The organism is Ensifer sp. MJa1, assembly GCF_037026475.1.
GTDB lineage: Bacteria > Pseudomonadota > Alphaproteobacteria > Rhizobiales > Rhizobiaceae > Ensifer.
Map to the genome: position 1 here is coordinate 144,827 of NZ_JAKUMO010000008.1, position 19,204 is coordinate 164,030.

Sequence of the window (19,204 nt, forward strand, 5' to 3'; positions counted from 1 at the left end):
GCCCCCCGTCTCTGATCTCCGCTCCTGATGCGCATGGTTTCCTCCCTCGCCCGAGACTTAACGCGGCATCCACCAGCCGGTGCGCGCGCCCATATGCATGTTGAGCGTCTTGGTCTCGGTGTAGTCCTCGACCGCATGCCGGCCGAGCTCGCGGCCAAGGCCGGACTGGCGATAGCCGCCGAAGGGAAGTTCCGACGCACCATCCATGAAGGTGTTCATCCAGATGGTTCCGGCGCGCACCCGGCGGCCGATCGTCAGGCAGGTGTCGAAATCGCGGCTCCAGACCCCGGCCGACAGGCCATAATCGATCGCATTGGCAATGCGGATCGCCTCTTCCGTCGTCTCGAAGGTCAGCACCGACAGAACCGGTCCGAACACCTCTTCGCGCGCCACCGCCATGTCGGGACGCACGGCCGACAGGATCGTCGGCGCCATGAACTGGCCCATGCCGAGGTCGAGCGCCGTGCCGCCATGGGCAACCGCCGCTCCGTCCTTCGACGCAGCCGAAACATAGCCGGCAATCTTTTCCAGGTGCTGCGGCGTGATGATCGCGCCGACCTGGGTTTGTGGGTCGAGCGGATCACCGACCTTCACCTTGGCCGAAAGCTCGGCAATGCGGCGTGTCACCTCGTCAGCGATATCGCGGTGCAGGATCAGCCGCGAGCCGGCATTGCAGCATTCGCCGGCGTTGAAATAGGCGCCGAAGACGGCGGCATCGATGAACTCGTCGAGATTGGCGTCCGGAAACACGATCTGCGGGTTCTTGCCGCCGAGTTCGAGCGAAACTTTCTTCAATGTCTGCGCCGCATTGGCCATGGTCAGGCGACCGACGCCGGTCGAGCCGGTGAAGGACACCATGTCAACATCCGGATGCGTCGTCATCGGCGCACCGACTTCTGGTCCAGTGCCTGTGATGATGTTGACAACGCCGGCCGGAACGCCGGCGGCTTCCAAGATTTCGCCGAGCAGCAGCGTCGAAGCAGATGTCAGCTCCGACGGTTTCACGACCGTGGTGCAACCAGCGGCGAGCGCAAAGGGCAGCTTCTGGCTGACGATCAGGAACGGGAAGTTCCAGGGCGTGATGATCGAGACGACGCCGATCGCCTCGCGCAGCACGACGCCGAGCGTGCCATCGCCAAGCGTGTTGTAGCTTTCGCCATGCAGATCGCGGGCGAGGGCCGCGGCATAGCGCCAGATATCGGCGGCACCGCCAAGCTCGCCCTTGGCCTGGCTGATCGGCTTGCCGGACTCGATCGCGTCGAGATAGGCAAGCTCGTCGGCCCGCCCGGCGATGATGTCGGCGGCACGAAGCAGCACCAGCGAACGCTGCGAGGCCGTCATGCGCGGCCAGGCGCCGTCGTCAAAGGCGCGACGGGCGGCGGCGATCGCCTTTTCGGCGTCAGCCTTGGTGCCCGCCTGGTAACGGCTGACCACGACGCCATGGCCCGGCGCCACGCGCTCGATCGTGCGGCCTTCGGCGCTGTCCACCCAATTGCCGTCGATCAGCATCTGGAAGGCGCGGACCTTGTGGCCCTCGATCGGCTTGGGTTTCACGAGCACGGTCATTACCATTCTCCCTTGAATTGGGCTTCACGCTTCTGCGAGAACGCGGCGACGCCTTCCTTGAGGTCGCCGGTCTTGGCGACAAGGATCGAGCCGAGGGCCTCGACCGCAGAACCGTTGTCCTCGCCATTCGCCGACGCGATCATCAGTTTCGAAATTTCGAGCGCCGCAGGGCCGCGCTTGGCCACACGCGCTGCATAGTCGCGAGCAGCTGAAAGCACCGTTCCGGTCTCGACGACAGCATCGATCAGACCTTCCTGGAGGGCGGCATCGGCCGTAAACATCTCGCCGCCGAGCACCATGCGCCGGACGATCTGCGCGCCAAAGCGGGAAACCAGACGTTGCGTGCCCGACCAGCCCGGCACCATGCCAAGACTCGTTTCCGGAAGGCCTATCTTGATCTGCGCTTCGGCAAGGCGAATGTCGGCTGCCGCGGCAAGTTCCAGCCCGCCGCCGAGCGCGTGGCCGTTGAGCGCGGCGACCACAGGCATGCGCAAGGTCGCCAGTCTCTCGAAGACACGGTGGCCGAAACGCACCCAGTCATGACCAAACTCGGGGGCATCCATGCCGCCCCAGGCCTTGATGTCGCCGCCGGCGGAAAAGGCCTTGCCTTCACCGGTCAGAATCACGACGCGGATGTTGCGGTCGGCTTCCACTGTATCGCAGGCGGATGCCAGCGCCTTCAGCATGTCGATGTCGAAGGCGTTGAGCTTTTCCGGACGGGCGACCGTCATGGTCGCGATCGCCCCCTCCACTTCAATGCGGATGCGCCCCTCAGCCACGATCACCTCCCAAGATTTTACGCGCCGGCTTGTTCGGCAGCTCAAGGCCGAGCAGAGCGTCCTGGAACAGCGCAGCGTCCATCGTCTTAAGCTTGTCCGAAACGATCAGCGGGAACTCGGACTGGTCGAGGATATGGGCCTGCAAATCAACGCCCGGAGCGATCTCGGTCAGCGTGACACCAGCAGGCGTCAGCTTCATCACGCAGCGCTCGGTCACATAGGTGATGTCCTGGCCCTGCTCGATGCCGCGGCGGCCGGAGAAGGTGACGTGTTCGACCTCGTTGACCAGCTTCTTGAGCTTGCCTTCCTTCTCGATCACCAGCTGGCCACCCTCGATCGCAAGCTTGGCGCCGGCATTGAACATGCCGGAAAAGACGATCTTCTTCGCCCGCGCGGTAATGTCGACGAAGCCGCCGGCACCCGCCGTCACATGCGGACGGAAGGAGAGTTTTGACACATTGACCGAGCCATGGCGGTCGATCTCGAGGAACGAGAGCAGCGAGGCATCGAAGCCGGCGCCTTGAAAATAAGTGAACTGGTAGGGCGAGGGCATGAAAGCATCGGCGTTCGACGCACAGCCAAAGGCAAAGTCCAAGAGCGGCACACCGCCGACGGCGCCCTGTTCGATCACCCAGGTGACGGCGCCATGCAGACCCTCTTCGAGCAGGATGCGCGGCACGTTGGCCGAGATGCCGAAGCCGAGATTGACGGCGCTGCCGGCTTGCAGTTCCTGCGCCACGCGACGGGCAATCACCTTCTGGATGTTGAATTCCGGTACGCGGAAGCTGTCGAGCGGCCGGAAGATTTCGCCCGAGATCGCCGGATCGTAAAGCGTCTGAGTCGTCTGTTTCTGGTCAGGATCGATGATCACATAGTCGACGAGCACGCCCGGCACCCGCACATCATGGGGCTTCAACGATCCTTCCTTGGTGATGCGCTTGACCTGGGCAATGACGATGCCGCCATTGTTGCGGGCAGCGAGCGCCTGGTCGAGACCGCCGAGATACGCGCCTTCGTGCTCGTAGGTGAGGTTACCGCGCTCGTCGGCCGTCGTCGCGCGAATGATCGCCACCTGCGGCGCGATCGCCTTGAAATAGAGCCAGTCCTCGCCCTCGAAGGAGACCTTCTTCACGACCGGTTCGGCTGCAGCCGAAGCATTCATGGCGCAGCCTTCCCGCGACGGATCGACGAAGGTGTCGAGCCCGACCTTGGTCATCACTCCCGGCCGCTTGGCCGCCGCCTCGCGATGCATATCGAAGAGGATACCCGAGGGCACGTTGTAGGCGGCCACTTCATCAGCGCCGATCATCTGCCAGATCAACGGTGGTTCCGCGCTCGAGGGCCCGGACGGGTAGGAGCCGCCGATAATCTTCCTCAGAAGACCCTTCTTGGCGATATAGTCGACCCCCTTGATGCCGCTCATGTCGCCGGCGGCGATCGGGTGCAGCGTGGTGAGGTTGCGCGGGTGGCCGGTCGCCTCGAAGCGTTCGCCGATCGCCTTCAGCATCAGGTCGGGGCAGCCGAGGCCACTGGACGAGGAGACGGAAACCACCGCGCCATCCGGGATCAGGGCAGCCGCTTCGGCCGGCGAGATATGCTTGTTCGTCGACATCAGTTCAAAGTCCCGTTTCGATCGCCACGGCCTGGCCGGTCGCAGCCGCCTTGACGACGGCAAGACCCGTTGCCAGCGACCAGACGCCATCTTCTCCCGTCGCCGACGGACGGCCTTCGCCTCTGACGGCGGCATGGAAGGCAGAAAGTGAGGTTTCGTAGAGATTGGCGTGATCGAGCGGGAGCTCGGTTTCGCCATCGGCATTGCGCAGTATGACCTTGCCAACCGGCTTTTGGGTCATGACGTTGCGGCCGATCAGCGAGCCGTCCGTGCCATGCACCTCAAGCCCGGTATCGGCAAACCTGATGGTAAAGGCATCATGGAACTGGGCGATGACGCCGGAGCGGAAGTGCAGAACGCCCATCACACCGTCCTCCAGCCCTTCCTTGCCCATGCCGGCGCTATGGCTGATGGCGACCGCTTCGATCGGGTCGTCATTCAGAACGAAGCGCAGCGTATCGGCATCGTGCACGGTGATGTCGAGGATAACGCCGCCGCCGGCGTCCGGCCGCTCAAGACGCCAGCCTTGAAGGTGTGGCGGCAGGTAGACGGCGTGGAAGACGCGCGCCGCAATCGGCCGGCCGATCTTTCCCTCGGCGATCGCCTCACGCATGGCGCGGTGGCTGGCGGCATTGCGCAGGTGGTGGTTGGTGGCAAGCACGACGCCCGCTTCGCGCGCCGCAAGCACCATTTCGCGCGCGTCCGCGAGCGTCATCGCCAGCGGCTTTTCGCACAGCACGTGCTTGCCGGCCGCAATGGCTGCGAGCGTCTGCTCACGATGCAATTCGTTGGTGGTCGACACGTAGACCGCATCGACGTCGGGGTCGCCGACCAGATCGGCAACCGATGTCACCGACTTCGAAATGCCGTTCTCCGCGGCGTAAGCCACACCGCGCTCGGCATTCGTGCTCATGACCGAGACGACCTCGCCACCGGCGGCGCGGATCGCGCCGATCACCCATTCGCGCGCAATCGTGCTTGCGCCGATCAGACCCCATCTTGTCATGCCAGTGCCTCCCTTTTCCTCTCCACCTGAGCGCCGCAGCTCTGACGAACGACGAGACGGACCGAACCGACGATCGCCTCCGGCTCCGCCTTTCCAGCCTTGATCTGCTTCAACAGCAGTTCGGCAGCCCGCTGGCCCATGCCCTGCGGGTCGACGGATACCGTCGTCAGCGCGGGCACGGCCGTCTTTGCCTCGATCACATCGTCGAAGCCGATGACGGCGAAATCGGCGCCCGGCTCCAGCCGCCGCGCCCTCAAGCCGTCGCAGACGCCGAAGGCAACCGCATCGTTGAAACAAAGTGCAGCCGTTGGCCGGTCAGCGAGCATCATCGCCTGCTCCACAGCCGTTACCCCGCCGGCACGCGACGGCGCCGAACCGATAACCAGCGCGTCGGAAACCGGAATGCCCGCTTCGATGAGTGCATCGCGGTAGCCGCGCATGCGCGCCTCGAAAACGGCGGTATCGGGGAAGCCTCCGAGGAAGGCGATGCGCTGGTGACCACGTTCGATCAGGTGACGCACCGCAGCCATGGCACCGGAGTGATTGTCGGAGATCAACGACGAAACCTCGGCTCCGGCGATATCGCGAACGACAAGCACCACGGGAATGCCGCTCTCGACCAGAGGCGCGAGATCGGCCGCATCCGTACCGCGCGCCGGCGAGACGATCAGGCCGGAGACGCCGTGCTCGCGCATCGATGCGACGACCTCCCGCTGGCGTTCGATCTTTTCGCCGGTATTGGCAAGGAACTGCACAAAACCCGCCGACTGCACGACCGCGTCCACACCGACGGCCAGTTCCGCAAAGAAGCTGTTGGTAAGATCGTTGACGACGATGCCGATGATCTTGGACTTCGCCTGGCGAAGGTTGGCGGCACTGCGATTATAGACATAGCCGAGATCGCGGATGGCGGCATTGACCTTGGCGCGCGTCGCCTCGTTGACGAGCGAGCTGCCCTGAAGGACGAGCGAAACGGTCGACTTCGACACGCCGGCGGCGCGCGCAATATCGATGACCGTTACCCTTTCCTTGACCACAGCATCCTCCCGAATTCTCGTGCCTGCTTTTCCCCTTCATAATTGGAACGTTCCAATTCCGTCAAGTCTTTGCCGGTCACTTTTTCTGGACTTGCGGTTCGACATGCCATAGATCGCTGCCGTTTACTCGCCGAAAAAGTTCTGGCCTCCGTGAATTAATATCATGGAAAATAACAATATTATTGCTGTTTCGCCATCGTCGCGGAGGTGAATGCCGACATCCGAAAAAGATTGCCGCTTGCCATTTGGAACGATCCAAAGTATTCCAAGACAAACTTCTGCGGAGGAGATAGACCTCGATGACAAGCCTGACGCTGCCGCGCCAAGACGGTTCGCTCGAACACTACCGCCTGACGGGAACGCCGATCGAACGGCCGCAGACGCCGCCGACGTTCAGCCGCATCGCCTATGCTGCCGCCCATGTGGTCTCCGATCCGCTGAGAGATCTCGATCCCTGGGGCAATCCGGCAATCGACTGGGAGGCGACGATGGCGTTTCGCCATCACCTCTGGAGCCTGGGCTTCAAGATCGCCGAGGCGATGGACACTGCCCAGCGCGGCATGGGCCTTGCCTGGCCAGGCGCGCAGCAACTGATCCGCCGCTCGCTTGCCGAAGCACGCCGGGTCCCGGGCGCCGATCTCGCCTGCGGCGCCGGCACCGACCATCTGGCGCCGGCTGACACAAGGTCGCTCGACGACGTGATTGCCGCCTATGAGGAGCAGGTCGGCTTCGTCGAGGGCGAGGGGGGCAGGGCGATCATGATGGCAAGCCGGGCGCTCGCCCGCGTCGCCCGTTCGGCCGACGACTACCGACATGTCTACGGGCGCATCCTTGGTCAGACAAAGCACAAGGTGGTGCTGCACTGGCTCGGCGACATGTTCGACCCGCAACTGAAGGGATATTGGGGCTCCGAAGACTTCGACCAGGCGCTCGATACCGTGCTTTCGATCATCGAGGCCAATCGCGACAAGGTCGAGGGCATCAAGATTTCGCTGCTCGACAACGCCAAGGAAGTGGCGCTGCGCAATCGACTGCCCGAAGGCGTGCTCTGCTTCACCGGCGACGACTTCAATTATGCTGAACTGATCGAAGGCGACAGCAGGAAATACAGCCATGCGCTGCTCGGCATCTTCGATGCCGTGGCACCCTCCGCCTCCAAGGCGCTTGCAGCCCTCGCGAAGGACGATCTTTCAACCTTCCGCGGCGTGATCGAGCCGACCGTGCCTTTGTCGCGCAAGATCTTCGAAGCGCCGACGCAGTACTACAAGGCCGGCGTCGTCTTTCTCGCCTGGCTGAACGGCCACCAGCGCCATTTCACCATGCCGGCCGGCATGCAGTCCGCCCGCGGCGTGCTGCACTATGCCGATATCTTCCGGCTCGCCGACGGTGCCGATGTTCTCGATCGGCCGGAACTGGCAACCGTACGGATGAAAAGCCTGCTATCAACGTTAGGCGTCGAGCAAGACGCCTGAATTCAGAACGGCACCCGAACCGGGCGCCGTTTTTTTATTGTCCTAGACCAGTCGGAAGGCGGCCCTCAAGCCGCCAGTCCCTTCTTCGCCAGCATCGCGTCCGGGCTCGGCAGCTTGCCGCGGAAGGCCTTGTAGGCATCTTCCGGATCGACCGAACCGCCGACCGAATAGATGTGATCCTTGAGGCGTGCGGCCATTGCCGGATCAAAGGCGTTGCCGGTTTCCTCGAAGGCGGCGAACGCGTCGGCGTCGAGCACCTCGGACCACATGTAGGAATAGTAGCCCGCCGAGTAGCCATCGCCCGAGAAGACATGCAGGAAATGCGGGCTGCGGTGGCGCATGACGATGGATTTCGGCATGCCGATCTCATCGAGCTTCTTCGCCTCCAGCGCCATCGGCTCCGGGACGGTTTTCGCCGTATGGTAGGCCATGTCGACCAGCGCTGAGGAGGTGAACTCGACAGTGGCGAAGCCGGAATTGAAGGTCCGGGCCGAAAGCACCTTGTCGAGCAGCGCCTGCGGCATCGGTTCGCCGGTCTGGTAGTGCACCGCGTAGCGCTTGAGAATGTCCGGCACCGTCAGCCAGTGCTCGTAAAGCTGCGACGGCAGCTCGACGAAGTCACGCGACACGCCGGTGCCCGAAACCGATGGATAGGTGACGTTGGATAGCATGCCATGCAACGCGTGCCCGAACTCATGGAACAGCGTGCGGGCGTCGTCCAGCGAGAGAAGCGCCGGCTTGCCCTCGGCGGGTTTGGCGAAATTGCAGACATTGTAGATGATCGGTAGTTCGCCGACGGCGCCGTTCTTCAGTTTCAGCCGGTGCTGCGACTGGAACGAACTCATCCAAGCGCCGGAGCGCTTCGACGACCGGGCGAAATAGTCGCCGAGGAAGAGCGCCACCAGTTTGCCGGAGGCGTCCTTGATCTCGAACACCCGCACATCGGGGTGATAGCCGGCGGCACCCTTCTTTTCGGTAGCGGTGATACCGAACAGGCGCTTGGCGACGTCGAAGCAGGCACCGATGATCTTTTCAAGCTGCAGATAAGGCTTCAGTTCGCTTTCGGAGAAGCTGAATTTCTCGGCCCTGAGCTTTTCGGCGTAGTGGCGCCAGTCCCAGGGCATGACGTCATGGTTGCGGCCTTCAGCGGCAACGACGCGGGCAAGCTCGGCTTCTTCCTCACGGGCGCGGGCAACAGCCTTCTCCCAGACCTGCATCAAGAGACCGTTCACGGCATCTGGCGTCTTTGCCATGGTGTCGTCGAGCTTCAGTGCCGCGAAGTTTTCATAGCCGAGCAGCTTTGCCTTTTCGGCCCGCAGCGCCAGCATTTCGGCAATCAGTCCGCGGTTGTCGGTATCGCCTCCGTTTTCACCACGCGCAATCCAGGCGCGGAACGCCTGTTCGCGGAGCTCGCGATTGTCCGAGAAGGTGAGGAACGGCTCGATGATCGAGCGCGACAGAGTGACGGCGTATTTGCCCTTCTCGCCGCGATCCCCAGCCACGGCCGCCATAGCGTCGCGCAGGAAATCCGGCAGCCCGGCCAACTGTTCCTCGGTTTCCAGGAACAGCACCCAGTTCTTCTCGTCGGCAAGCACGTTCTGGCCGAATTTTGCCCCGATGCCCGCGAGCGTCTCGTTGATGGCAGCAAGCCGCTCCTGCTCGGGCCTCTCAAGCTTGGCGCCGGATTTGACAAAGCCTTTCCAGTGCCGCTCGAGAACGCGGGTGGCTTCGAGATCGAGGCCAAGCGCGTCCCGTCCTTCCCACAGCGTGTCGATGCGCTTGAACAGCGCCGCATTCATGCCGATCTTGGAATAATGCCGCGACATCTTCGGCGCGATATCGCGCTCGAGCGCCTGGATCGTCTCGTTGGTGTCGGCGCCGGCCTTGTTCCAGAAGATCGAAGAGACCCGCGAAAGACCGTCGCCCGCGATTTCCAGGGCGATGACGGTGTTCTCAAAGGTCGGCGCAGCCGGGTCGCCGGCAATCGCATCGATCTCCGCCTCATGCTCGCGGAATGCCGCTTCGAAAGTCGGAGCAAAATCCTCGTCCTTCACGAGGTCGAAGCGAGGCAGACCCTCGTGGCCGGTCCATGACGTGAGCGCGGGGTTGAGCGGTGTGCTGGTGGTCATCGAAAATCCTTTCGCATGCGATCCGGCCCGGAGCCGGGGAGGGGCGCCGCTAACCTAAAAGCGAGGAAACGGCGGAAATGGAGGTGGTTGCCCGCAGGTCTGCCGTCAAGGCTTGCGCAGGCCAAGGAGGCCGGGAGCGGCGTGCCAGACGGCCTGGACCGCAAAACCGATGAACAGCAGGCCGGAAAGCCGGACGATCGCCAGTTCGTGGCGGCGATAGAAACGCCGCACGACCGAAGCGCCGATGACGACGATCAGGATCAGGTCGGCGACGAGAAAACCGACGAGCGAGACGGCAAGCAGCGCCGGCAGCGCGTCGAACTCCAGCGCGTTAGCGGAGCCGGCAAGCAGCGCCGTGAAGGTGGCGAGCGCCACCGGATAGCCCTTGGGATTGGTGAGCCCGAAGATCAGCCCGCGCCGCAAGGGGCGCTCGACCGTCATCAGCGCCCGGTTCTCACCCGCCGGCCGGGCCCGAAGCGCCGTCCAGCCGATCCAGCCGAGATAGACGCCGCAGAAGAGCCCGAGAATATCGAAAATCGTCGTTCCGACCGAGCGCGCCCCGACGATGGCGACCAATGCCAGGGCCGACCACAGTATATCGCCGGCGAGATGCCCGCCCATGAAGAGGGCGCCTGCCTTACGTCCCTGGCCAGCGCCGATACCGAGCAACGCCAAGAAAGCAGGGCCGGGAATGAGCGTATAGGAAAGAGCGGCGAGGAAAGCTCCGATCAGCAGCGTCTCGGACATGGCGGATCCTTGGGTTGTGTTCCCCCATTCGATCCGGAGGCACCGATTCAGTCAAGAGGAAAGCTAAGCCAGCTATAGGACGACGCGGGTGAACGCTTGCCACGCCACGTGCCAGCAAAGGTTAAGTTCTTGGTCGTGTCGCGGATATGTACGGCGACGGCGTGGACGAAATTGTACATGATCTTCTCCTCGAAGGGTCGATGGCCGGGCAGGTGCGCGACTTTCAAAAGAACATGGCACTCCCGCGGCAGAGCGGCTGTTCCGTGGGGAACGTTTCGCTCGCGAGCGCGCACAAATCTTTCGTTTGGCCGATTTCCCTCGATACGAAGTTGCGCTAGAACGCCGCCGAGTTTTCCCCCCGCGAGAAGGACTATCCATGACTGCGCGCAACCTCTTCCTTCTGCCCGGCGACGGCATCGGCCCGGAAGCCATGGCGGAAGTCCGCAAGATCATCGCCTACATGAATGCCGAGCTTGGTGCCGGCTTCGTGACCGACGAGGGCCTGGTCGGTGGCTCGGCCTATGACGCCCATGGCCAGGCGATCTCGGAAGAGGACATGGCAAAGGCGCTTGCCGCCGACGCGGTGCTGTTTGGCGCCGTCGGCGGTCCGAAGTGGGATGCGGTGCCTTACGAGGTCCGCCCGGAAGCCGGCCTCTTGCGCCTGCGCAAGGATCTCGAGCTCTTCGCCAATCTGCGTCCGGCGATCTGCTACCCGGCGCTGGCGGCCGCCTCGTCGCTCAAGCCCGAACTGGTCGAAGGCCTCGACATCCTGATCGTGCGTGAACTGACCGGCGGCGTCTATTTCGGCGAACCGAAGGAGATCATCGATCTCGGCAACGGCCAGAAGCGCGGCATCGACACCCAGGTCTATGACACCTACGAGATCGAGCGCATCTCAGGCGTCGCCTTCGAGCTGGCCCGCACAAGGCAGAACCGCGTCTGCTCGATGGAAAAGCGCAACGTCATGAAGTCGGGCGTCTTGTGGAACCAGGTGGTGACCGAGACGCACAAGGCGAAGTATTCCGACGTTCAGCTCGAGCACATGCTGGCCGACGCCGGCGGCATGCAGTTGGTGCGCCAGCCCAAGCAGTTCGACGTGATCGTCACCGACAACCTGTTCGGCGACATGCTGTCGGATGTGGCCGCCATGCTCACCGGTTCGCTCGGCATGTTGCCGTCGGCCTCGCTCGGCGCACCTGATGGTGTCACCGGCAAGCGCAAGGCGCTCTATGAGCCGGTGCATGGCTCGGCGCCTGATATTGCCGGCAAGGGCATCGCCAACCCGATCGCGATGATCGCCTCCTTTGCCATGTGCCTGCGCTATTCCTTCAATCTCGTGAAGGAAGCCGACAATCTGGAAAAGGCGATCGCCAACGTGCTCGATAAGGGCATCCGCACCGGCGACATCATGGCCGAGGGGGCCAGGAAGGTCGGCACCACGGAGATGGGCGACGCCATCCTTGCCGAGTTCAAGGCGCTGTCGGCCTGATCGGCAGACGATCCGCGCACGGTCTCAAGCTGATGCGAAAAAAACACCTCCGGAGCACATCCGGAGGTGTTTTGCCTTGGGTGACCTTGAATTTGCCGGAAGAACCGACACATCGGGGAGAAAGCGGCAAAGGCCGCAGGAAAAGAGCAACGATTGCCGCACATTTCACGAGCGGCAGGACGGAGATTCATGAACCGCCCCCTTGCGGCCACCGGATGGATTGTATTGACGACAATCGTCCTTGTGTTCGCCCTTATCCCGCTGGACCCGTTCCTGTCGCAAAGGGCTCAAGGCCTGCCGGACAGCATTGTCAGTTTCAACAGATTGATCACGGACTTCGGCACCTTCGGCTGGATGATCTACCTTTCCGCTGCAATCCTCGCAGCCGCCTTCGTCCTGCGCCGTGCCGCGATCCTGGAACCACTTCAACGCAAGGCGATCACAGCCCGTGATCTGGCTGCCTATTTCCTCCTGACGATCGGCACCGCAAGTGCGCTGGTCCATACGCTGAAGTTTCTCTTTGGTCGGGCCCGGCCGGAGCTTTTCGCTGAACTCGGGGCCTACAGCCTGACGCCGTTCACCAACGCGGATCTCTATGCGAGTTTCCCCTCCGGCCATTCGACCGCGGCCGGCGCCTTCTTCGGCGTCTTCGCCATGCTGTTGCCGAGGCTCGGGCCGCTGTTTCTTGTCCTGGCGCTGATGATCGGCGTTTCCCGCGTCATCGTCGGTGCACACTATCCGAGCGATGTTGCCGCGGGGCTTCTGCTCGGCCTCTGGACGTCGGTTATGATGGCGTTTGTCTTCGCCAAATACGGTCGGGTGTTCCATCTGGGCCCGGGCGGTTGGCCATTGGTCGGACGCAGCGGTCCGGGCGCATAAAAAAGCCGGCGCGGAAGGCCGCGCCGGAGTCAGGAGAGCCGTGATAGCTCGGGGAAGAATTCGATCGGCTCCGGGAAAACGTCGGTGATTTCCCGGAACCGCACCACTTCAAATGTTAGTCCATCGCGTGGATGTCACGATCCTTCGTTTCCGGCAGGAACAGGAGGCCAATCACCAGCGTGATGCCTGCAAAGACGATCGGGTACCACAGGCCGTAGTAGATATCGCCCTGGGCAGCGCTCATTGCGAAGGCCGTTGCTGGCAGCAGACCACCGAACCAGCCGTTACCGATGTGATAGGGCAGCGACATGCCGGTGTAGCGGATGCGGGTCGGGAAGAGTTCAACCAGCAGTGCTGCGATCGGGCCGTAGACCATCGTCACATAGATGACGAGCACGGTGAGTACGGCAATGATCGTCGTCCAGTTGACGTTGGCCGGATCCGCGACCATCGCGTATGTACCGCCGCCGGCGATCGTGTAGACGGCCATTTCGGTGGCAGCGCCCACTTCATCCTTGGTCAGCAGCTTGTCGGCGACCAGCTTCTCGGCCGGAACCATGGCCTTTTCCCCGCCGCGAACGGCAGCGGCATCAAGCGCCAGTTCCGGATTGGCGGCTACGAAGCCGTCAAGCTTGGATTCCGGAACCTTTGCCGCACCACGAACCAGCGGATAGCCGGCATTGTGGAGAGCCGTGTTGGTCTGCTTTTCGAAGGCGGCATTGGCAGCCTTGGCACCATCGCCGGCGGCGATCGCGTCATAGCTATTGATCGTGGTTTCGCCGACCTTGACCGTCGCCGCGGTGCCCGCAGCAGCCGTGGTTACGACATCATAGGGCACCGAGTTCCTAGTGAGGAACGCAGTAGCGATATCGCACGAGGTCGTGAATTTCGCGGTGCCCGTCGGGTTGAACTGGAATTTGCAGTCACCGGGGGCCGCAGTCACCGTTGCACGAACCGTGGACTGGGCCTGAGCGAGTGCCGGGTTACCGGCCCAGGTCAGCGCCTTGAACAGCGGGAAGTAGGTGAGCATCGCAAGCAGCAGGCCGGCCATGATGATCGGCTTGCGGCCGATCTTGTCGGACAGCCAGCCGAAGAACACGAAGAAGCCGGTGCCGAGAATGAGCGAGACGGCAACCATGATGTTGGCCGACTGCGCATCCACCTTGAGCACGCCGGTCAGGAAGAACAGCGCGTAGAACTGACCGGAATACCAGACGACGGCCTGACCAACCACGGCGCCGAAGAGGGCGAGCAGGGCGATCTTGGCATTCCGCCACTGGCCGAAAGCTTCCGACAGCGGCGCCTTGGAGGTCTTGCCCTCTTCCTTCATCTTTTTGAAGGCGGGCGATTCGTTCATTTTCAGGCGGATCCAGACGGAGATGCCGAGCAGGACGCAGGACAGCAGGAACGGAATGCGCCAGCCCCAGGCGGCGAAGGCTTCCTTGCCGAGGGCGAACTGCACGAGCAGGATCACCATCAGAGACAGGAACAGACCAAGCGTTGCCGTGGTCTGGATCCACGAGGTGAAGTAACCACGACGACCGTTCGGCGCGTGCTCGGCCACGTAGGTCGCGGCACCGCCATATTCACCGCCGAGCGCCAGGCCCTGCAGCATGCGCAGCACGATGAGCAGGATCGGAGCGGCGATGCCGATCGAGGCAGCGCCGGGCAGGATGCCGACCAGGAAGGTCGACAGACCCATGATCAGAATCGTAACGAGGAAGGTGTACTTGCGGCCGACGAGGTCACCGAGGCGACCGAAAACCAGCGCGCCGAATGGGCGGACGAGGAAGCCGGCGGCAAACGCCAGCAGCGCGAAGATGTTGCGCGTCGTTTCCGGATAGGAACTGAAGAAGGTTGCGCCGATATAGACGGCGAGCGAACCGTAAAGATAGAAATCGTACCATTCAAACACGGTACCAAGCGACGAGGCGAAGATGACCTTCTTCTCCTCGCCGGTCATCGGACGCGTTTTTGCGTCGTCCGCTGTCGCGACATTTGCCATTTTGCTTATCCTCCACTCCAAAACAGCCTATTGGAGCGCCCATTGGCTGGCCCGGCATTCCTCCCTAGAACGTCCGGGCGTGGTGCGCCTGAGATGAGGATGTCAGAAAAGTGTCACGGCAGGCAGAGATGCTTTCGGCTTATGACTTTCGTCTAATGCGGCGATCGACCGCGCATGGTCGCATGCCAGGGTATTCCAGCGCCGCCGTGTCTTGACTCTTCTTCAAAACCGCGTAAGAGCAGCTTCGAACGAGGAAATCACCATGCGACCGATCGGTCCAGCCATTGCAACCATGATCCTGCCGGCACTTGCCGCGGGGCGGGATTGCGATTTTTCGTTCGCTTGCAAAACAACGGCCAAAACGACGACGAAAACCGTCTGACGTCTCTGGCCACCGCTCTCTCCCCGGTATGGCCGGGGACAGGAACCTTCGCGGCAATTCGCGCGGTTCCCCCTCCACCCGACGAGGAGAGACAGAAAGAGAGCTTAGATCATGGGTTTCAAGATTGCAGTCGCAGGCGCTACCGGCAATGTCGGCCGGGAGATGCTGAATATCCTTTCGGAGCGCGGTTTCCCCGCTGATGAAGTCGTGGCGCTCGCCTCGTCGCGCTCGATTGGCACCGAAGTCTCCTACGGCGACAAGACGCTGAAGGTCTCCAACCTCGAAACCTACGATTTCTCCGACACGGACATCTGCCTGATGTCGGCCGGCGGCGCGGTTTCGCTCAAGTACTCGCCGAAGATCGGCCAGCAGGGTTGCGTCGTCATCGACAACTCCTCGGCCTGGCGCTACGACGCCGAAGTGCCGCTGATCGTTCCGGAAGTGAACCCGGACGCGATCGCGCAGTTCACCAAGAAGAACATCATCGCCAACCCGAATTGCTCGACCGCCCAGCTGGTCGTCGCGCTGAAGCCACTGCACGACCACGCCAAGATCAAGCGCGTCGTCGTCTCGACCTACCAGTCGGTTTCCGGCGCCGGCAAGGACGGCATGGACGAACTGTTCAACCAGACCCGCGCGGTCTTCGTTGCCGATCCGATCGAATCGAAGAAGTTTACCAAGCGCATCGCCTTCAACGTCATCCCGCACATCGACGTGTTCATGGAAGACGGCTACACCAAGGAAGAGTGGAAGGTTCTGGCCGAGACCAAGAAGATGCTCGACCCGAAGATCAAGGTCACCTGCACCGCCGTGCGCGTTCCTGTCTTCATCGGCCATTCGGAATCGGTCAACATCGAGTTCGAAAACGAGATCACCGCTGACGAAGCGCGCGACATCCTGCGCGAGGCACCGGGTTGCCTCGTCGTCGACAAGCACGAGAACGGCGGCTACGTCACGCCTTACGAATGCGCCGGCGAAGACGCGACCTACATCTCGCGCATCCGCGAAGACGCAACCGTCGAAAACGGCCTCAACCTGTGGGTCGTCTCCGACAACCTGCGCAAGGGTGCCGCACTGAACGCGATTCAGATCGCCGAGCTGCTCGTCAACCGCGGCCTGATCAAGCCGCGCAAGCAGGCAGCCTGATCGAACGGGCAAGAGAATGCATGGATCCCGCCGGGCCGGCCTGGCGGGTTTCCTGTTTCACGGGCGCCGGGCGCTTCTCGTCCCGGATTCACGTGAAACCACGAATAGGTTACCGCCGCCCGGCGGCAGGTGACACAACCGGCGAACGCTGGCATTTTTTAGAGAGAAACGAGATTCGGGCTATGACGGGGTATTTCATGCACAGGGCAAAGTGCGTAGCGGTGGGGCTTGCGGCCCTGATTTCAACCGTGGCTTTTCCGGCAGCGGCGTCGGCCGCCCAATGCGGCAATGATGGCAGCGGCTTTGCCGCTTGGGTTGCTAACTTCAAGCAGCAGGCCCCCGGCAACGGCATCAGCCCGGCCGTGCTCGACCGCGCCCTGTCCGGCGTCTCTTACAACAAGGCGACGATCCGTGCCGACCGCGGCCAGAAGAGCTTCAAGCTGTCGCTCAACCAGTTCATGCAGAAGCGCGGCGGCCAGGCGATCATTTCCCGCGGAAAGAAGATGAAGCAGCAGAACGCTGCACTCTTCGACAGCATCGAACGCCGCTTCGGCGTACCGGCCGGCCCGCTGATCGCCATCTGGGGCATGGAAACAGGCTTCGGCGGTTTCATGGGCAAGGAGCACACGCTTTCGGCCGTTTCGACGCTTGCCTACGACTGCCGCCGTTCCGACTATTTCACCAACCAGCTCTACGCCGCCCTGCAGCTCGTCCAGCGCGGCGATCTGAGCCCCGATGCGCGCGGTGCTGCCCACGGCGAAATCGGCCAGACGCAGTTCCTTCCGGCAAACGTCTTGAAGTTCGGGGTCGATGGCGACGGCAATGGCCATATCGACATGGTTCGCTCCAAGGCCGACGCGCTCGCGTCCACCGCGAACTTCCTGCGTGGCCATGGCTGGCAGCCGGGTGCCGGCTATCAGCCCGGCCAGGCGAACTTCGGCGCGATCCAGGGCTGGAACGCAGCAAGCGTCTACCAGCAGGCGATCGCCATCATCGGCGCCGAGATCGACGGGCTCTGAGAGAGCCCGTGCCGCGTCTTTGAGGGGCGCGACACCGCGTTGAAACAACATTGAGAAAGCCCGGCTCGTTTGATCCGGGCTTTTTGTTGCCTACATGCCGGGACGGGCAAAGTCGCCGGTCACCGGATCCATCACCCAGAGCTCGCCGGTCGAGATGTCGAACCAGGCACCATGCAGATTGAGCTTGCCCTTGGCCTCGAGGATCTGGACACACGGGAAGGTCCTGAGGTTGGCAAGCGAATTGCGGATCGACACCCGCTCGAGCGCCCGCTGGCGCTCCGCCTGCGTCATGACGTCATTGCTCTGGATCTGTTCGGCGGCGGGCTTCAGGAGGTGCATCCAGCGCCCGATGAAATCGCCCGGCGACAAGGGTTCGGCATCCGGATCGAGCGCCGCCTTGATACCGCCGCAGCGGCCATGGCCCATGACGACGATGTCGCTGACGCGCAGGGACTGCACGGCAAACTCCAGCGCCGCCGATGTCGAGTGATAGTGGCCATCCGGCTCGTAGGGCGGCATCAGATTGGCAACGTTGCGCACGACGAAGAGTTCGCCCGGGCCGCTATCGAAGATGGTTTCCGGCGCTGCCCGCGAATCACAACAGGCGATCACCATGGTCTTTGGCTTCTGGCCGGATTCTGCCAGCGCCTTGTAACGCTTCTGCTGCTCGCTGAAGCGGCCGTGCATGAAATTGTTGTAGCCGTTCAGAAGGTAGTCGGGAAAACGCTGCTGCTGCTTGTCCATCGGTTACTCCGCTGTGCCTTGAGCGGGATGATCGGATTTCCGCCCGCATCACGCCCACGCCATGAAGATCATCATGACCTAAAGTTCAATCCACGCTGCCACGGGGCCGGCGCCCATGAACAGCTTCTTCTATTTCCGGCGCATCTGGCTCGGATGCACGAGGCGTCGCATCTGAACCATTGCCATCGGCGTCGACAGGCTTGAAGCGTCCTGCTCGATTGTCAGCTCATCGGCACCGCGCTTGACGCTGCGGGCGATGATTTCAAACACGCTCGCGGTTGCCATTTGCAAGGCGCGTTCTTCTGAAAGACCTTCAAGAAGCCGCGCGAGAAACACCGCCGCCAGAAGGTCCCCCGTGCCATTCGGAGGGTTCTCGACCAGTCGATGCTCGGCGAGCAGCGCATGGTTGCCGGAAAGAAAGAGGTTGCCCGTGCCGCCGCTCATCATCGGCACGGCCGAAGTCACCAGCACCCTTGCCGGCCCGAGGCCGAGTGCGGCATCCAGGATCGCCGTGTTCGTATCAAGTGTCGCGCCCGCAAGCCATGCAAGCTCGAAGCGGTTCGGCGTTGCCAGATTGGCGAGCGGCAGCAGGCGGTCGCGAATAGCGTTTGCCGTCGCCTCCGGCACGTAAAGACCACCGGCATCGCCGATCACCGGGTCGCAGGCGTAGATCAGGTCGGGATTTCTCGCGCGCAGCGCTGTGACCAAGCGGGCAACGCCATCGGCTTGCCCGGGCGAACCGAGATAGCCGGAAAGCACGGCGCGCACCTCGCCCGCCCAGGGCGCGGCAGCGAGATCGTCGATAACCGATTGGAAATCCGCGTCGGCGATTGCGATGCGCGTCGAACGACCATGACCGGGATGCCAGGGCAGAATGACGGTCGGCAGCGCCCAGACCGGACGCCCGAGCGTCTCAAGCGCAAACACCACGGCCCGATTGCCGACCTTGCCGCGCACGACATGGCTTGAGATGACGATGACGGCGCCGGGCAGGGAGGGCATTTCGGGCATCGACCAGTCCAATCCTTCGATCTTAGAACTCTGATCACCGACTGTCACCGCGCTGTCAACAGGCGATGGCAAATGGGATCCGTCGAAGCCGCTGGCGTTTTCGTGCTTTTAAATCGATTTTCGAGCAATTTTCGCGAAATTGCCTTCGATTTAAATGGATTTAAGCTGTTTTCGCGTGAAA

At 62.6% G+C, this 19,204-nt stretch carries 16 protein-coding genes; 5 read left to right on the forward strand and 11 right to left on the reverse strand.

The annotated features are described in order from the left end of the window. Positions 1 to 57: 57 nt before the first annotated feature. Genes MKZ91_RS13470 through MKZ91_RS13490 form a run of 5 tightly spaced genes read right to left on the reverse strand, consistent with a single transcriptional unit; the run spans position 58 to position 6,000 of the window. Complete coding sequence (locus tag MKZ91_RS13470; RefSeq protein WP_336171364.1) at positions 58 to 1,566, reverse strand: aldehyde dehydrogenase family protein; 1,509 nt, start codon at positions 1,564 to 1,566, stop codon at positions 58 to 60. After that, a complete protein-coding gene (locus MKZ91_RS13475; protein ID WP_336171365.1) occupies positions 1,566 to 2,345 on the reverse strand; it encodes an enoyl-CoA hydratase/isomerase family protein in 780 nt (259 codons plus the stop codon). The genes MKZ91_RS13470 and MKZ91_RS13475 overlap by 1 nt, the downstream gene beginning before the upstream one ends. Further along, positions 2,338 to 3,957 (reverse strand): acyl CoA:acetate/3-ketoacid CoA transferase, encoded by a 1,620-nt coding sequence (locus tag MKZ91_RS13480; RefSeq protein WP_442892275.1) that lies wholly within the window; start codon positions 3,955 to 3,957, stop codon positions 2,338 to 2,340. The genes MKZ91_RS13475 and MKZ91_RS13480 overlap by 8 nt, the downstream gene beginning before the upstream one ends. Positions 3,958 to 3,961: 4 nt before the next feature. Then, positions 3,962 to 4,963, reverse strand: a complete 1,002-nt coding sequence (locus MKZ91_RS13485; RefSeq protein ID WP_336171366.1) for a Gfo/Idh/MocA family protein — start codon at positions 4,961 to 4,963, stop codon at positions 3,962 to 3,964. Beyond that, positions 4,960 to 6,000: a LacI family DNA-binding transcriptional regulator gene (locus tag MKZ91_RS13490; protein ID WP_336171367.1), complete on the reverse strand. Its 1,041-nt coding sequence runs from the start codon at positions 5,998 to 6,000 to the stop codon at positions 4,960 to 4,962. Before MKZ91_RS13490 ends, MKZ91_RS13485 begins: the two co-directional genes overlap by 4 nt. A gap of 299 nt (positions 6,001 to 6,299) precedes the next feature. Here MKZ91_RS13490 and MKZ91_RS13495 point away from each other — a divergent pair, with 299 nt between their 5' ends. Next, positions 6,300 to 7,472 carry a dihydrodipicolinate synthase family protein gene (locus MKZ91_RS13495; RefSeq protein WP_336171368.1) on the forward strand — a complete coding sequence of 391 codons (1,173 nt, stop codon included), beginning with the start codon at positions 6,300 to 6,302 and terminating at the stop codon, positions 7,470 to 7,472. Positions 7,473 to 7,537: 65 nt separating this feature from the next. Here MKZ91_RS13495 and MKZ91_RS13500 read toward each other — a convergent pair whose 3' ends face one another. The 3 genes from MKZ91_RS13500 to MKZ91_RS13510 all read right to left on the reverse strand — a co-directional run bounded on the left by MKZ91_RS13500 (position 7,538) and on the right by MKZ91_RS13510 (position 10,527). Further along, entirely contained in the window at positions 7,538 to 9,601 is a 2,064-nt protein-coding gene (locus MKZ91_RS13500; RefSeq protein ID WP_336171369.1) for a M3 family metallopeptidase, read from the reverse strand. A gap of 105 nt (positions 9,602 to 9,706) precedes the next feature. Further along, positions 9,707 to 10,348 (reverse strand): LysE family translocator, encoded by a 642-nt coding sequence (locus MKZ91_RS13505; RefSeq protein ID WP_336171370.1) that lies wholly within the window; start codon positions 10,346 to 10,348, stop codon positions 9,707 to 9,709. Positions 10,349 to 10,395: 47 nt separating this feature from the next. Beyond that, the gene (locus MKZ91_RS13510; RefSeq protein WP_336171371.1) at positions 10,396 to 10,527 is read right to left on the reverse strand and encodes a hypothetical protein; all 132 of its coding nucleotides are present in this window, start codon (positions 10,525 to 10,527) and stop codon (positions 10,396 to 10,398) included. Between the two features lie 197 nt (positions 10,528 to 10,724). Between MKZ91_RS13510 and leuB the strand changes: the two genes are divergently transcribed. Both leuB and MKZ91_RS13520 read left to right on the forward strand, forming a co-directional pair. Further along, positions 10,725 to 11,837, forward strand: a complete 1,113-nt coding sequence (gene leuB, locus MKZ91_RS13515) for a 3-isopropylmalate dehydrogenase (RefSeq protein WP_336171372.1) — start codon at positions 10,725 to 10,727, stop codon at positions 11,835 to 11,837. 189 nt (positions 11,838 to 12,026) lie between these two features. After that, on the forward strand, positions 12,027 to 12,716 hold the full coding sequence (locus MKZ91_RS13520; RefSeq protein ID WP_336171373.1) for a phosphatase PAP2 family protein: 690 nt from the start codon (positions 12,027 to 12,029) through the stop codon (positions 12,714 to 12,716). A 115-nt stretch (positions 12,717 to 12,831) separates the two neighbouring features. Here MKZ91_RS13520 and MKZ91_RS13525 read toward each other — a convergent pair whose 3' ends face one another. Next, a complete protein-coding gene (locus MKZ91_RS13525) occupies positions 12,832 to 14,721 on the reverse strand; it encodes an MFS transporter (RefSeq protein ID WP_336171374.1) in 1,890 nt (629 codons plus the stop codon). 493 nt (positions 14,722 to 15,214) lie between these two features. Between MKZ91_RS13525 and MKZ91_RS13530 the strand changes: the two genes are divergently transcribed. Together MKZ91_RS13530 and MKZ91_RS13535 are read left to right on the forward strand one after the other, a co-directional pair. Beyond that, positions 15,215 to 16,249 carry an aspartate-semialdehyde dehydrogenase gene (locus MKZ91_RS13530; protein WP_336171375.1) on the forward strand — a complete coding sequence of 345 codons (1,035 nt, stop codon included), beginning with the start codon at positions 15,215 to 15,217 and terminating at the stop codon, positions 16,247 to 16,249. A 197-nt stretch (positions 16,250 to 16,446) separates the two neighbouring features. After that, complete coding sequence (locus MKZ91_RS13535; RefSeq protein ID WP_336171376.1) at positions 16,447 to 17,268, forward strand: lytic murein transglycosylase; 822 nt, start codon at positions 16,447 to 16,449, stop codon at positions 17,266 to 17,268. 90 nt (positions 17,269 to 17,358) lie between these two features. On the opposite strand, the gene MKZ91_RS13540 is transcribed toward MKZ91_RS13535, so the two are convergent. Both MKZ91_RS13540 and pdxY read right to left on the reverse strand, forming a co-directional pair. Beyond that, positions 17,359 to 18,012, reverse strand: coding sequence for a carbonic anhydrase (locus tag MKZ91_RS13540; protein ID WP_336171377.1), 654 nt, complete (start codon positions 18,010 to 18,012; stop codon positions 17,359 to 17,361). A gap of 129 nt (positions 18,013 to 18,141) precedes the next feature. Then, positions 18,142 to 19,023: a pyridoxal kinase PdxY gene (gene pdxY, locus MKZ91_RS13545; protein WP_336171378.1), complete on the reverse strand. Its 882-nt coding sequence runs from the start codon at positions 19,021 to 19,023 to the stop codon at positions 18,142 to 18,144. Between the last annotated feature and the right edge of the window lie 181 nt (positions 19,024 to 19,204).